Below are 13,849 nucleotides of genomic sequence, written 5' to 3' on the forward strand. Positions count from 1 at the left end.
GCGTAGCCACCCAACTGCGATGGCCCCACTCCCGCTGCGCGCCCATTGCCATCTGTGATGGCGCACGCCACCGGTGCCTCGGGCCGTTATCGTGAGGGGTGCGCATGCTGAGAGGCGAACGCAACCCCGCACCAGAAACCTTCGGGCAGATCCAATCCGGTGAGGAGCGCGCGGTGTCGCACAAAGCGCAGACGTCAGGGGACGTGCGAGACCAACAACACTGTCATCGGAAGACCACAGGAAGTTTCCGAGGACCGCGTACCGGGCCGTGCGACCAGGTCACGGAGGCGGGGTCGGCGAGGTCGAAGTTAGGAATACGCGTCAGCCATTCCTCCAGCGCTACCGTGATCTCCATGCGGGCGAGATTTGAGCCGATACAACGATGGATTCCCAATCCGAAGGCAGCATGTCGGTTTTCGGCCCGATCGATCTGAACACGATCAGCTTGTGGAAAGACCTCCGGATCACGGTTGGCCGCCGGAAAGGACAGCAACACCATTTCGCGTTCCTTGAACGGGCAGCCGCCGACTGTTGTCTCCTTGGCGACTTGGCGAGCCATCGTCACCGGGGCATAGGCCCGCAGAAACTCTTCTACCGCAAGCGGCATGAGTGCAGGCTCGGTGACCAGCCGACGACGGTCATCACGGTGCTGGGCCAGATGCCATAGGCAGGAGCCGATGGCACTCCAGGTCGTATCGATGCCGGCAATCAGTAAAAGACGAAGCGTACCGATAATGTGCTCGTCGGAAAGGGGCTGATCCTCCATTCGTGCGCCAAGCAAGAAAGTGATCAGGTCCTCTCCGGGGACGGAACGACGGTTAGCGATCTGCACTCTGAAATAATCGTCCATCTCCGCGAGTGCTTGAGTGAAGGAGGCGTTTTCCGCGATTCCTTCGTGCAGCAGCAGGTGAATCCAGCGCCGAAACTTTTCGCCGTCTCCCTCCGGCAATCCGAGCATATGTGCAATGACAGCAACGGGAACATGCTGTGCATAGTCGGTTGCCGCGTCGCAACGGCCATTCGATGCGAAGCGATCAATCAAGTCGCCACATATCGCTCGCGTCTTTGCCTCCAGGCGGCCAATTGCATCCGGGGTGAACGCGGGTAGCAGGAGCATTCGCGCCGGCCGATGATACGGTGGATCCGAGGTGATCGGTGGCGAAGCCAATGTCGACGCCCCAGGCGGGGATTTCGGCTTCCCGGAATCCGTTGGCACACGAGGTGGCATTTCACGAACGACCACACGGCGTGAAGAAAAGTGCTCCGTATCATATGCGATCGCCCGGATATCGGCGTAGCGGCTAGGAAAGTAGACGCCGTTGTATCGTTCGGTATGCGCGACAGGGCATTGCCGACGCAACTCATCCCAGATCTGATAGGGTTCGGTGACCCAGCGTGGGTCCAGGTGATCGAAGTCTTTGGCCCAATCTGAGACAGGCGGGCGATCGGTCATGGTGAACTCCTTTAGTTAAGCCTGCGCCACCTTGATCGCGAATTCGGGGCAGTTGGCTTCCGCAAGCCGCGCCTTATCCTCGAGGCCGGGAGGGACCGTGCCATCGCCGACTGCGCGCGCGTGGCCGAGTTCATCGAGCTCGAACAATCTCGGTGCTATCGCCTTGCATCGGTTGTGTCCCTGACATCGCTCCGGGTCGACGATGACTTGAAGGAATTTGTGCTGGGGCATACCTGAAACCCTCCCTGCGCAGTTTCCGAACGCGTCCGCTGCGGATAGTTCGTCGCCTGCGCCATAATCGACCAACTGGCCAATTCGTCGGTAATCAGCAAGCGCAATCCTCTAATGAACGTTAGAAGTTTAGGCAAGGGTAGTCAATCGGTGCGACGGGCCGTCCCAAGTGACTCGACCATTGTGGGAAGCCCGGCATTGCTCTCTTGGGTTTGGGCATGGCGTCGCGCTCGCAGGAATATCGCCGCTCTGCCGTGCGAAGGAACTTGTGGTGCATTGGCGGAGATCCTTGCGGCGCAGTCCAGCCAAGAATGTCGCTGCCAGTGGCCTGTGGAGGTCGCGGACCCTTTTGGGAACGGGAGCAGGTGTTTCGGCCTCGCCGTTCGTGAGGGGGCAGACCGCTTGACTCATCGGTACCAGCTGCCTACGTTTCTAACAGGTATTTGAAAGTCCTCGGGCACAATCGCCTCGCTTGGCGCGTGGAGTGGTCCGGGAAGGGCGCGCGGATCGCCTAGCGATTCCATCGCCCGACTTGGCGAATTTATCTTTCGGGAGGCTCATGGGCGGGATGCGCGGATTAAGAGACAAGCCTGTCATTGTCACGGGCGGCGCCAGCGGCATCGGCCGCGCGATCGCCGGGCGTCTCGTGGCCGAAGGTGCCGTCGTCGGCATCTTCGACATTAACGGGCAAGCGGCCGAAGCCGCAGCGCGTACGCTTCGTGAGAATGGTGGTCGAGCATCGGTTTACGAGGTTGACATCGTCGACTATGCCGCAGTGGCACGCGCCGTCGATGCGTTTGAGGCGGCCGCTGGACCGATCGGCGGCTTGGTCAACAACGCGGGCTGGGACAAGGCGGTGCGGTTCGTGGAGAGCGACCGTGACCTGTGGCGAAAGGTGATCGACATCAATCTCTGGGGCCCGCTCAACGTCACGCACGTTGTGCTGAAAAAGATGGTCAAGCACGGCAAAGGCCACGTTGTCAGTATTGCCTCCGACGCGGGTCGGGTCGGCTCCTCAGGCGAAGCTGTCTATTCCGCCTGCAAGGGCGGGATTGCAGCGTTCGGCAAGACGTTGGCCCGGGAAGTGGCACGTCAGGGGATCGTGTTCAACACGGTCTGCCCAGGACCGACCCACACGCCCCTGTTCGCGACTGTCAGCGAATCCGCGGCGGGGCTTGCCGAGGCCCTGAAGAAGGCGATCCCACTCCGTCGCCTGGGGCAGCCGGACGACTATCCCGGCATCGTCTGCTTCCTGCTGAGCGACGATGCCAATTTCATCACCGGTCAGACCATCAGCGTCTCTGGTGGCCTCACGATGCACGGGTAACTCGATGGACTATCAGGACATTCTCTACGCCCAGGCCGACCACGTCGCCACGATCACGATCAACCGGCCAAAGGTCTACAACGCGTTCCGCCCGCGCACGGTAGTCGAACTTCTCGACGCCTTTCTCAAGGCGGGCTGGGATGACGACGTCGGCGCCATCGTCCTAACTGGTGCCGGCGACAAGGCGTTCTGCACCGGCGGCGACCAGTCCGACCATAGCGGCCAGTACGGCGACGGATCGACGCGCGGCTCGGTCGGAATGCCGGTCGAAGAACTGCACAGCGTCATCCGCGACGTACCGAAGCCGGTGATCGCCAAGGTGCGCGGTTACGCGATCGGTGGCGGCAACGTTCTGGCCACGCTTTGCGATCTCACTATCGCCGGCGAGAACGCCATCTTCGGTCAGGTCGGGCCGAAGATGGGCTCCGTCGATCCCGGCTTCGGTACTGCCTATCTGGCGCGCGTGGTCGGCGAGAAGAAAGCGCGAGAAATCTGGTACATGTGCCGGCGCTACACGGCGCGACAGGCGATGGACATGGGGCTGGTCAACGCCGTCGTGCCCGACGACAAGCTCGATGCCGAAGTCGAGGCGTGGTGCGCCGAACTGGTGCTGCGCAGCCCCACGGCCATCGCCATCGCCAAGAAGTCCTTCAACGCCGACAGCGAAAACATTCGCGGCATCGGCGGTCTGGGGATGCAGGCCCTGCGCCTCTACTACGCGAGCGCCGAATCCCAGGAAGGGGTCAAGGCGCTCAACGAGAAGCGCCCGCCACGCTTCAGGGACTTCCTCAAGTAGGGGCCGACAGTTGGACTTTTCCCTCACCCCGGAACAGCAGCAGATTGGCGAAACTGCCCGGCGCTTTGGCGTCGAAAAGCTTGCGCCGGGGTATGCGGCGCGTGAACAGGAGGGCCACATCGCGCCGTCGCTGATAAGGGAAATGGGGGCCGTCGGGCTGATCGGGGTCGATTTGCCTGAAATGTTCGGCGGGCTCGGTGCGGACGGCGTCACGGCTGGACTGGTAATCGAAGGCGTTGCTGCGGCCGATCTGGGCGTAGCCTATGTGCAGCTTCTCGGGTCTTTGATGGGCTCGATCCTGGTGCGCCACGGGCCGCCGGAGATCGCCGGGGACGTCGTGCCGAAGATTTGCCGGGGCGAGACTGTGGTTGCGCTGGGCCTGACCGAGCCGCGCGGCGGCTCCGATGCCGCGAACCTCCAGCTCAAGGCGCGCCGCGACAACGAAGGCTATGTGCTCGATGGCGAGAAAACCTCGATTTCGATGATCGAACAGGCGGAATCCATCGTCGTTTTCGCTCGCACTGGCGAGGCCGGCTCCGGGGCTCGCGGCGTGACGGCCTTCCACGTGCCGCTCGACCTTCCGGGCATCAGCCGCTCTAGCTTCAACGACGTGGGCTCGAAGGTCGTCGGCCGCGGCTCGATCTTCTTCCAGGACGTCAAGGTGCCGGACGCATGGCGTATCGGCGGTGAAGGCGAGGGCTTTCGCACGGTCATGCAAGGCTTCGACTACAGCCGCGCGCTGATCGGGTTGCAGGTGCTGGCGCCCGCCAGCGCGTCGCTCGAGGAAACCTGGCGCTACGTCACCGAGCGCCAAGCCTTCGGCCAGCCGCTGGCACGTTATCAAGGCGTGACGGAACCGCTGGCCGAGGCGGAAACGCTGCTCACAGCCGCACGACTTCTGTGCTACCGGACGCTGTGGCTGCGCGATCAGGGCATGCCCCACACGTCGGAGGCGGCCATGTGCAAATGGTGGGCCCCGAAGACAGCCTTTCAGGCCATTCACCGGTGCCTGCTGACGCACGGTCATTCAGGCTACACGATGGACCTGCCGCACCAACAGCGCCTGCGCGACGTGATGGGCCTGCAAATCGGCGACGGCACCGAGCAGATCCAGAAAATGATCATCGCGCGCGAGAAGATCGGGCGCGTGGCGGTGCCTTACTAGGCGGAGGATGCCGATGACCACTGCGCCGCCCGTCCTCGTAGACCTGCAAGCCCAAGTCGGTGTGATCACATTGAACCGGCCCGAGAAGTTCAATTGCATTTCGCGAGGCCTGGCGGACGGCCTGTGTGCCGGCGTTCGGTCTTTGGAAGCGAATCCAGCCTGCCGAGTCGTGCTGCTGAAAGCCAATGGCAAGCATTTCTGCACCGGCGCCGATCTCGACGAGGTTCTCGAGGCGCGCGCTTCGCGGGCGTCACTCGAGAGCTTTCTGTCGGCGGGGCACGAAGCCCTCACTGCCCTTGAGCGCTCGCGCCTGCCGGTCATCGCCGCGGTACACGGCTTGTGCCTGGCCGGTGGGCTCGAGCTCTCGATGGCATGCGATGTCGTGCTCGCCGCCAGTTCGGCACGTTTCGGTGACCAGCATTCGCGGTATGGACTCATTCCCGGATGGGGCGGTACGCAGCGCCTGCCGCGCCTGGTCGGCCTGCGTCGAGCGCTTCACCTGATGTACAGCGCGGAGTGGCTGGATGCGGCAGCGGCGCGCGAATGGGGGCTTGTGAATCTCGTCGTTGACGATGATGCCCTCACCGACCGGGCCGTGGCGTATGCGCAAGCGCTGGCGAAACGCAATCCCGAGTCCATGGCGGCAATGAAGTCGCTCGCCCGCACTGGTCTCGACGAAACACTGGCGGCGGGGGTGGCATGCGAGTCCGCGTGCGTCGTGGACGCGCTCCGCTCGGAGAACGTCTCGGAAGGGCTGGCCGCGTTTGGCGCGCGGCGGGAGCCGAAATTCAAATAGCGGCGGCACGCCGCCTGTCGAAGGTTTAGGAGAAACGGTCATGGAACATGCAACACAGGTTGAGCTCGGCCACACTCTGTTCACGTACATCGACAAGGGCGAGCAGGCACGAAACGCGGCGCCTTTTGCCAATCCGGTACGAGACTATATCTGTCGCGATCAGGCGGCGCGTGAACGCGATGTTCTGTTCCACGACCATCCTCTCCTCCTCGGCATGACCGCCGACTTGCCGAATCCCGGCGACTTCTTCACCAACGATTTCACGGGTCGTCCGATTCTCGTGGTCCGCGGAAAGGACAGCAAGGTCAATGCGTTCCTCAACGTGTGCCGCCATCGCGGTGCCAAGCTGGCGACCGCCGATCTTGCTCAAGGCTGCGCGCGAACGAACGAATCCTTCATATGCCCCTATCATGGATGGGCCTATGGCCTCGATGGAAGTCTACTCGGCGTTCGGGAAGCCGAAGCGTTCGGCGAGGTCGACCGCTCCACGCACGGTCTTCGACGCCTGGCAGCCGTTGAGCGCAACGGCTTCATCTGGGTGCGGCCGGGTGGCGAAGAGCCCTTCGACCCCGACGCGTTGCTGGGTACTCTCGCGCCCGAGATGGCGGCGTATGGGTTCGAGCGCTACAGCCACTACGAGACGCGCACGCTGCGGCGAGCGATGAACTGGAAGCTCGTCATCGGCACGTTCCTGGAAGGCTACCATATCAAGGTTCTGCACCGGAACACGATCTCGTCGCTACTTCTGGGGGCACAAACCTCCTTCGATCCTTATGGCCGGCACGTTCGAATGGCGGTGCCGCGCTCCGGTTTCGAGACGCTACGCAAAACGCCGGAACGCGAGTGGGACGTGCTGAAGCATGTTGCCGTCGTCTACGAATTGTTCCCGAACACCGTGCTGGTCTGGCAGGGAGACCATATGGAGACGTGGCGCGTCTTCCCCGGCAACACTCCGGACGAAAGCGTGATGCATGCGTCCCTTTACATCCCGGAGCCGGCGCTTACTGATAAGGCTAAGCGCCATTGGGATCGCAATATGAAGATCCTGCTCGACACCGTGGAGAAAGAGGACTTTCCGCTGGGCGAGGACATGCAGCGTGGCTTCCATTCCGGCGCGCAGGACCATCTGCTGTTCGGCCGCAACGAGCCCGCGCTGGCGCATTTCCATCGCTCGGTTCACGAGGCGCTTAGGCTCCAGGAAGCATCGGGCCTGGTTGGGCCATATGGACAGCCGACTCGATAGCACGCGCCCGTTTCGATGCTTGAAATTGATCGTCGATTGAACAGCTGAATTACGTGAGGAGATGGCTATGAAGCAGCTTCCGATTTCCGCAGATTCGCATATCACCGAACCGCCAGATTGCTATCGCGAGCATATCGAAGTCGCCTACCGCGAACGCGCGCCCCATGTCGTGCGCGACCCCAAATACGGCGACATCTACGTCGTTGAAGGTATGAAGCAGACCATCCCGATGGGTCTTGTCGCGGCGGCGGGCGTCGAGCCCAGTAGCATCCGCATCGGCGGCGCGCACTTCGAAGACCTGCATCGCGGGGGATGGGATCCGGCCGCCCGGCTTGCCGACCAGAACAAGGACGGCGTGGGCGCCGAAATCATCTATCCAACTGTCGGCATGGTCCTCTGCAACCATCCCGACCAGGATTATAAGAAGGCCTGCTTCGACGCCTACAATCGCTGGCTCCAGCAGTACACGTCACATGCCCCCGACCGGCTGATCGGCATCGGTCAAACGGGCATCCGCACCATCAAGGAAGGTGTCGCCGACCTCGAACGCATCAAAGCCATGGGATTCAAGGGCGTCATGATGCCGGGCAATCCCGGCGAGCTCGACTATGACAACCCATCTTACGATGCCCTTTGGGAAGCTGCCGTCGCTCTAGACATTCCGTTGTCGTGGCACATCCTGACGTCGAGCAGCGACAGCATAAATCAGCACCGTGGTCCGAAGATCAACGGGTTTCTGTCGATCATCCGCGGCTGTCAGGACATCATGGGCATGCTGATATTCAGCGGCGTTTTTGCCCGTCATCCCAAGCTCAAGGTGGTGTGCGTCGAAGCAGACGCCGGCTGGGCGCCGCATTTCATGTACCGTATGGATCATGCCTACAAGCGCCACCGCTACTGGATGAAGGGGCAGGAGCTGCCGCGCCTGCCATCGGAATATTTCCGCGACAACATCAGCCTGACGTTTCAGGACGATTACGTCGCGTTCAAGCTAGCCGACATGATGTCGCCGCATCAGCTGATGTGGGCCAACGACTTCCCGCATAGCGACTCGACGTGGCCGTGGAGTAAGGACGTAATCGCCGAACAGACAGCCCATCTTGACGCAGGACAGCGTCAGCGGATTCTGCACGATAACGTGGCGGAACTCTACAAGCTTGCGGTCTAGCTGCCGGCGGTTTTACGTCCTGAGATGCCGAATGAACTACCGGCAAATCGCTTTCTAGCCGTGAGGGATCAACATGAAGTTCAGCCTGTTCATCTATTGCACCGTCGGCCGGCGGGCTGAACTCGAAGGCGGGATGGCCGGCCGCAAACCGGAGCTGTACCAGCGCATGCTGGACGAGATCGCAGAGTACGCGCGGTTCGCCGACGATGCCGGCTATTTCGGGTTCGGCCATCCCGAACACCATCTGCAGATCGAGGGCTTCGAGATCTCGAACGACCCTCGGCTGATGGGAATGTGGATTGGCCAGCATACCAAGAAATTGCGGGTGATCACTTGCGGCTTCGTGTCGACCACGCACAATCCGCTGCGCGTGGCCGAGGACATCGCCACCATGGACCACATGCTCGGCGGTCGCTTCGGCGTCGGCCTGGTGCGTGGCTATCAGGCTCGATGGGTCGAAAATTTCAAGGTGCGGGGCGATCTCCACGCTGTCGGTCCATGGAACAAGGACTCGCCGGCAGACGAAGCCAACCGCGAATATTTCAGCGAGTTCGTCGACGTCGTGGTCAAGGCGCTGACGCACGATACCTTCAGCCATCGTGGCAAGTACTGGAACTTTCCACCCGTCGGCATGGTCAATCCGCATCCGCACGGCGTCTACACGACTTATGGGCAGGGCGTCGCCCCGGACATGCGCATCAACGAGGTCGGCATCGCGCCGCGTCCGCTGCAGACGCCGCACCCGCCGCTCTATGGCGGCTTCGCCGCCTCAATGCGCACGGCGCTGTTCTGGGCGAAGTACGGCGGCAAGCCGATCGTCTTGACGGACGAACTTGACTTCTACACTCAGCTCAATCGCGCCTATCACGCCGAGGCCGCGAAACACGGCCGAGCTGTCGAGCCTGGCCACGCGACCGCCTGGGGCGGCATCTTCATTTGCGCGCCGACCGACGCCGAAGCGCACGCACAGCTTGAGGACATGCGGTGGTTTTGGGACCAATGGTCTGCTCCGTTCGGCCAGGGTCTGCCGGAACTACTGGTCGGGTCGCCCGACACCATCTCGCGGCGTCTGGAGGAAGTTCAGAAGGCCGTACCCGGCCAGGACGAAATCGTGCTGCTGATCCCGCAGGGCCTGCATGATCGCGGCCAGATACTGCGGTCGCTGGAGCTGATGGCGACGAAGGTCATGCCGCGCTTCGCGGATCCGGCTTGATCATGCCGGCGAAACATTGCCACTCATGACCGATTCAGCATCCCCTGGCGATCGCCGATTCGGCTTCACCGATACCGAACTCGTCGCGCATCCCACCGTGTTCGGGCCCGACCTGTTTAAGGACAAAGTGATCGTGGTTTCGGGCGGTGGCAGCGGCATCGGCAAGGCTATCGCCATACTCTTCGCCAGGCTCGGTGCACGGCTCGTTCTCTGTGGCCGCAAGCCGGAGAAACTCGAAGCGGCAGTCGCGTTGCTGCGCGGCGTGGGTACCGACGTCGATGCCATGGCGATGAGCATCCGTGAACCGGAGGAAGTCGAATCGTTCATGGAGCGCGTATGGTCGCGCCATGGCCGGCTCGATGTGCTCGTCAACAACGCCGGCGGACAGTTCGCGCAACCGGCCATCGATTTCAGCGTCAAAGGCTGGAAGGCGGTCATCGACACGAATCTCAACGGCACATGGTACATGATGCAGGCCGCCGCTCGGCGCTGGCGCGATCATGCCCAGACGGGCAACATTGTGAACGTCACGGCCACGGTCGGGCGCGGCCTGCCTCACATGGCGCATTCGACCGCTGCCCGGGCGGGGGTCATTTATCTGTCGAAGACGGTGGCTGTCGAATGGGCGCCACTGGGCATCCGGGTCAACTGCCTCGGGGTTGGCGCCGTAGAAAGCAGTGGCTTCGCGCAATACTCGGACGAAGGCCGGAAGACTTTTTACGAGAGCAATCCCATGCGTCGTCCCGGCGATGTATGGGATGTCGTCGAAGGCTGCGTCTATCTGGCCGGCCCGTCCGGCAAGTTTATCACGGGGGAAGTCCTCACGATCGACGGCGGGCAGCAGATGTGGGGTGATTTCTGGTCCGCTGGCCGGCCGGACTACTTCAAGATCGGCTAGTCGTCTACGTCTCAGGAGAGTTGACGCGATGCTGCCCAGGAAAACGATGGCCATGGTTCAGACCGGTCCACGCCAATTGGAGCGTCGCGATCTGCCCATCCCCCCGATCAGCTCCGACAGCGCCATTCTCAGAATAGAGGCCTGCGGCATTTGCGGCAGCGATCATGAGCAGTACGAAGGAGTGCTCAACACACCTTATCCGGTGGTCCCAGGTCACGAGCCGCTGGGGATCATCGAGGCGATCGGCGACGTTGCGGCAAAGCGTTGGCGCGTCGACGTCGGCGACCGTGTCTGCGTCGAGACGATGCTGTCCTGCCATTGCTGCAGTACATGCCTTGGCGGGCACTATCATTTGTGCGACCGGCGGCAGATCTATTCTTATATCCCGCTCACGGTGGCACCTGGTATCTGGGGCGCATACTCCCAGTACATGTATCTTGCGCCCAACGCGATCGTTCATCGGATCGACAAATCCTTGCCGCCGGAAATCGCGGTCATGTTCAATCCCCTTGGTGCCGGGTTTCGTTGGGCGGTCGAACTACCGGGCACAAGCGTCGGTGATACGGTGATGGTCTTGGGGCCTGGTCAGCGTGGATTAGCCAGCGTCGTGGCCGCCCGCCATGCCGGAGCGGGTACGATTATTGTCACGGGGCTCGCCGCAGATGCCAAGAAGCTGGCCGTCGCACGTGCGCTCGGTGCCGACTACACCATCGACGTGGACAATGAGGACCCCAAGCAGCGCGTCCGCGAGATCACGGCCGGCAGAGGCGTGGATATTGTCGTCGATGTCACTTCATACGCGACCCAGCCAGTACGCGGGGCGCTTGACTATGTACGTCGAGGTGGGACGATCGTGTTGGCTGGGGTGAAGGGATTCACCATGCAGGACGGCAAAAGGCGTCAGAAGACGGTACCCGACTTCGTTTCCGACATGGTCGTCTGGAAGGAGATTACCATCAAGGGCGCCATCGGTGTCCTCAGTTCAGGCTATCGCAAGGCGATCGATCTCATCGAGAGTCGCAAGGTTCCGCTTGAGCTGATGCATACACATGATTTTGCGTTGGAAGATGCGGATTTGGCGATCCGTACGCTGGCGCGTCAGGTAGATGGCGAAGGCTCAATCCACTCTTGCCTGATCCCGCCGTCTTGACGTTAGCACTGAACCACAGCCGGAAAAGAAGCATCATGGATCTACCACCGCGGCTCCCGCCCTTCGATCAAGATGTCGCTCGCCGCTTCCTCGACTCGACCGTACCTTCATCCGGCCTTCCCGAGTTCCTCGGTCTGCGCACTACGTTGGTCGAGCCGGGCAGACTGCGCGTGGAACTGTTGGTTGCTCCGAAGTTGTTGACGCGCTTCGGCAACATGCACGGCGGCGTTCTTTCGGCGTTGTGCGATCATGCGCTCGGGTTAGTGTGCTACCCCCACATGCAGTCTGGCCAGTGGGCGGCCACCACGGAATTCAAGCTGAACCTCCTCACGCCGGTCTCCTCCGGTACCGTGGTCGCAGAGGCGCGTATCATCGCCATGACCCGCTCTACCGCGGTGGTGCGGATCGATATCGAGAATGGCGGACGAGCCTGTGGCGCTGCTCAGGGCACAGTTCTGATCATGCAACCGAGGCTACCGAAGTCCCAGGATTGACATGGGTTTCGTTTGAAAGGCGAGCAGCGGCGGTGTTGGCCAACGAAGCACAAGGCGCGATGGCTTCAGCTGCGGCCCGCCATCATGCGGATTGCACTGTAGGTTATCACTACCTCGCTTCGTTGGTTAACGATGTTGTTGGTCGTCGTGACGATTCCCCGGTTCCCCTTACTCGTTGGCCGGATGGCTGTCACTTCCACTTCACCGTGAATGGTATCGCCGACATTGGTCGGAGCATGCACCTTTATGGTCGATTCCAGCATTGCGAGGCCGGTATGCTGCATCGTGGCCTGAACCAAGAGGCCTTCGATGAAACAGTAGCAGAGGGCGCCCGGCACGGGGCGGCCTGCGATGGCACCGTGTTGTTCGCTAAAAGTCACGTCGGTGAAGATCATCTCGACCATACCGGTCGCATTGATGAAATTCACCAGATCAGCCTCGGTGATGGTACGATTGATGGTGCGGAATTTCTGGCCGACCTTGAGGTCAGTCCAGAACAGTCCCAGGCCGACGTAGTCCATGCGATCTCCCAAATGCCGCAGCAAGGATAGCGGCGACGGTTTCCTTTACTCTCCCTAGAACCAGAATGAGCGAGTTTGGCATACTTCGCGGCATGTTCTAATGTTAATTCGAATTCGGTAGCAATTGATTCTCATATGAGCGCATGTCGCTCGTCGCGGCCAGCCCTTGATGTGCGGCCTCGCCGGGTGCCGCCTCGAGATAGACAAAGCGGTCGGCGAGGCGCTGCTCGCTAAGATGCTGCCGGACACGACGTCCATACAGCAGATGCGAGGGATGGTGGACCTCAACCTCTGGCCCGATATGGGTACAATGACCGGATGATTGCGCTGACGCGAAAGAATGCCCGGTTTGCCGGGCTCCGATGGCGGTTCATCGTCCCTCGCAAGTGCGTTCGCCATCAGCCCTCTCCTTCCTCCTTCCTCACTCCAGAGCGCTTGCTTATAATGCGGCTGGTTCAGTTCCAGATGACTAGGCTGTGGTGACAAATCCTATTTGAGCCAAAGCATGATGCTTGCGAGTTTTACGAAGCCGAGGAAGTTGGCGGCGAGCTTGTCGTAGCGGGTTGCGATGCGTCGCCATTGCTTGAGCTTGGCGAAGAAGCCTTCGATGCCCCAGCGTTGCTTATAGGCGATACGGTCGTATCGATGTTGGTACTTGCGATGGCTGCGGGGCGGGACGACCGGCTCGCCCCCTTGTTCGAGGACAAGTTCGTAAAGGCTGTCGGCGTAATAGGCTTTGTCGGCGATGACCTGATGGGCTGGAAGGCCGCGGATCAAGTCGCATGCCGGTGCCATATCGTTTTGTTGCCCCGGCCCGAGCGCGAAGCGGACCGGCAGACCGAGCGCATCGACTACCGCGTGGAGCTTGCTGCCGAAGCCCCCGCGCGAGCGGCCGAGAGCCTGGGCTTGCGGTCCCCCCTTTTACGCCGCCCGTTCGCGGCTTGCGCATTGGCGCGTATCACGGTGGCGTCGATCGAGAGCCATTCCAGATCACGATCGGCCGCGACGGCTTCGAAGATCCGATCAAAGACACCGGCCTCGATCCATCGATAGTAACGCCGCTTGGCCGTCTGGTAGGGACCAAACCGGTCTTCCGGGAGATCTCGCCAGCGGGCCCCAGAGCGTGCCAGCCACAACACCGCATCCAGAAAACGACGACCATCACTGCGGGGACCGCGCTTCCCCTTGCGACCGCCAGGCACGAACCGCTCCAGCCGTGCCCACTGATCGTCTCTCAACACTTCGCCTTCCACGCCAGCCTCCTAAAGCCAGCGTTGAATCAGAACTGCCTTCCCAAGGGAATCCTCAAATTGTCACCACAGCCTAGTGTCAATTCGAATTTGTAGCGAAGACCGCTACCGGCCGCGACTTCAACCTGCTGTCGTTCTCAGGCA

At 61.5% G+C, this 13,849-nt stretch carries 14 protein-coding genes; 10 read left to right on the plus strand and 4 right to left on the minus strand.

The annotated features are described in order from the left end of the window. Window positions 1–223: 223 nt before the first annotated feature. Window positions 224–1,453 carry a cytochrome P450 gene (locus tag EPO50_RS31145; protein WP_296350956.1) on the minus strand — a complete coding sequence of 410 codons (1,230 nt, stop codon included), beginning with the start codon at window positions 1,451–1,453 and terminating at the stop codon, window positions 224–226. Window positions 1,454–1,468: 15 nt separating this feature from the next. Beyond that, window positions 1,469–1,684 (minus strand): ferredoxin, encoded by a 216-nt coding sequence (locus tag EPO50_RS31150; protein WP_296351050.1) that lies wholly within the window; start codon window positions 1,682–1,684, stop codon window positions 1,469–1,471. Window positions 1,685–2,252: 568 nt separating this feature from the next. Here EPO50_RS31150 and EPO50_RS31155 point away from each other — a divergent pair. The 10 genes from EPO50_RS31155 to EPO50_RS31200 all read left to right on the plus strand — a co-directional run bounded on the left by EPO50_RS31155 (window position 2,253) and on the right by EPO50_RS31200 (window position 11,934). Continuing rightward, entirely contained in the window at window positions 2,253–3,011 is a 759-nt protein-coding gene (locus tag EPO50_RS31155; protein WP_296350958.1) for an SDR family oxidoreductase, read from the plus strand. A 4-nt stretch (window positions 3,012–3,015) separates the two neighbouring features. Then, entirely contained in the window at window positions 3,016–3,807 is a 792-nt protein-coding gene (locus EPO50_RS31160) for an enoyl-CoA hydratase-related protein (protein ID WP_296350960.1), read from the plus strand. Window positions 3,808–3,817: 10 nt separating this feature from the next. Beyond that, window positions 3,818–4,972 (plus strand): acyl-CoA dehydrogenase family protein, encoded by a 1,155-nt coding sequence (locus tag EPO50_RS31165; RefSeq protein ID WP_296350962.1) that lies wholly within the window; start codon window positions 3,818–3,820, stop codon window positions 4,970–4,972. A 13-nt stretch (window positions 4,973–4,985) separates the two neighbouring features. Continuing rightward, window positions 4,986–5,768 (plus strand): enoyl-CoA hydratase/isomerase family protein, encoded by a 783-nt coding sequence (locus EPO50_RS31170; protein ID WP_296350964.1) that lies wholly within the window; start codon window positions 4,986–4,988, stop codon window positions 5,766–5,768. After that, a complete protein-coding gene (locus tag EPO50_RS31175) occupies window positions 5,737–7,011 on the plus strand; it encodes an aromatic ring-hydroxylating dioxygenase subunit alpha (protein ID WP_296350965.1) in 1,275 nt (424 codons plus the stop codon). Before EPO50_RS31170 ends, EPO50_RS31175 begins: the two co-directional genes overlap by 32 nt. 67 nt (window positions 7,012–7,078) lie before the next feature. Beyond that, window positions 7,079–8,179 carry an amidohydrolase family protein gene (locus EPO50_RS31180; RefSeq protein ID WP_296350968.1) on the plus strand — a complete coding sequence of 367 codons (1,101 nt, stop codon included), beginning with the start codon at window positions 7,079–7,081 and terminating at the stop codon, window positions 8,177–8,179. Between the two features lie 73 nt (window positions 8,180–8,252). Beyond that, window positions 8,253–9,392 (plus strand): LLM class flavin-dependent oxidoreductase, encoded by a 1,140-nt coding sequence (locus EPO50_RS31185; RefSeq protein WP_296350970.1) that lies wholly within the window; start codon window positions 8,253–8,255, stop codon window positions 9,390–9,392. Between the two features lie 25 nt (window positions 9,393–9,417). Beyond that, window positions 9,418–10,290, plus strand: a complete 873-nt coding sequence (locus EPO50_RS31190) for an SDR family oxidoreductase (RefSeq protein WP_296350971.1) — start codon at window positions 9,418–9,420, stop codon at window positions 10,288–10,290. 28 nt (window positions 10,291–10,318) lie between these two features. After that, the gene (locus EPO50_RS31195; protein ID WP_296350973.1) at window positions 10,319–11,440 is read left to right on the plus strand and encodes a zinc-binding dehydrogenase; all 1,122 of its coding nucleotides are present in this window, start codon (window positions 10,319–10,321) and stop codon (window positions 11,438–11,440) included. 35 nt (window positions 11,441–11,475) lie between these two features. Further along, a complete protein-coding gene (locus EPO50_RS31200; protein ID WP_296350975.1) occupies window positions 11,476–11,934 on the plus strand; it encodes a PaaI family thioesterase in 459 nt (152 codons plus the stop codon). 65 nt (window positions 11,935–11,999) lie between these two features. Here the strand turns inward: EPO50_RS31200 and EPO50_RS31205 are convergent, their stop codons facing one another. Further along, window positions 12,000–12,455 (minus strand): MaoC family dehydratase N-terminal domain-containing protein, encoded by a 456-nt coding sequence (locus tag EPO50_RS31205; protein WP_296350977.1) that lies wholly within the window; start codon window positions 12,453–12,455, stop codon window positions 12,000–12,002. Window positions 12,456–12,944: 489 nt separating this feature from the next. Beyond that, a protein-coding gene (locus EPO50_RS31210) for an IS5 family transposase (RefSeq protein WP_296350979.1) occupies window positions 12,945–13,708 on the minus strand; the annotation gives its coding sequence in 2 pieces (ribosomal slippage) (window positions 12,945–13,378 and window positions 13,378–13,708; 765 coding nt in all). Window positions 13,709–13,849 lie beyond the last annotated feature (141 nt).

Source organism: Reyranella sp. (assembly GCF_004297405.1).
Taxonomy (GTDB): domain Bacteria; phylum Pseudomonadota; class Alphaproteobacteria; order Reyranellales; family Reyranellaceae; genus Reyranella.

Coding starts and splice junctions, on each gene's coding strand:
- EPO50_RS31145 (WP_296350956.1), bottom strand. CDS start 1,453: ATGACCGATCGCCCGCCTGTCTCAGATTGGGCCAAAGACTTCGATCAC.
- EPO50_RS31150 (WP_296351050.1), bottom strand. CDS start 1,684: ATGCCCCAGCACAAATTCCTTCAAGTCATCGTCGACCCGGAGCGATGT.
- EPO50_RS31155 (WP_296350958.1), top strand. CDS start 2,253: ATGCGCGGATTAAGAGACAAGCCTGTCATTGTCACGGGCGGCGCCAGC.
- EPO50_RS31160 (WP_296350960.1), top strand. CDS start 3,016: ATGGACTATCAGGACATTCTCTACGCCCAGGCCGACCACGTCGCCACG.
- EPO50_RS31170 (WP_296350964.1), top strand. CDS start 4,986: ATGACCACTGCGCCGCCCGTCCTCGTAGACCTGCAAGCCCAAGTCGGT.
- EPO50_RS31180 (WP_296350968.1), top strand. CDS start 7,079: ATGAAGCAGCTTCCGATTTCCGCAGATTCGCATATCACCGAACCGCCA.
- EPO50_RS31185 (WP_296350970.1), top strand. CDS start 8,253: ATGAAGTTCAGCCTGTTCATCTATTGCACCGTCGGCCGGCGGGCTGAA.
- EPO50_RS31190 (WP_296350971.1), top strand. CDS start 9,418: ATGACCGATTCAGCATCCCCTGGCGATCGCCGATTCGGCTTCACCGAT.
- EPO50_RS31195 (WP_296350973.1), top strand. CDS start 10,319: ATGCTGCCCAGGAAAACGATGGCCATGGTTCAGACCGGTCCACGCCAA.
- EPO50_RS31200 (WP_296350975.1), top strand. CDS start 11,476: ATGGATCTACCACCGCGGCTCCCGCCCTTCGATCAAGATGTCGCTCGC.
- EPO50_RS31205 (WP_296350977.1), bottom strand. CDS start 12,455: ATGGACTACGTCGGCCTGGGACTGTTCTGGACTGACCTCAAGGTCGGC.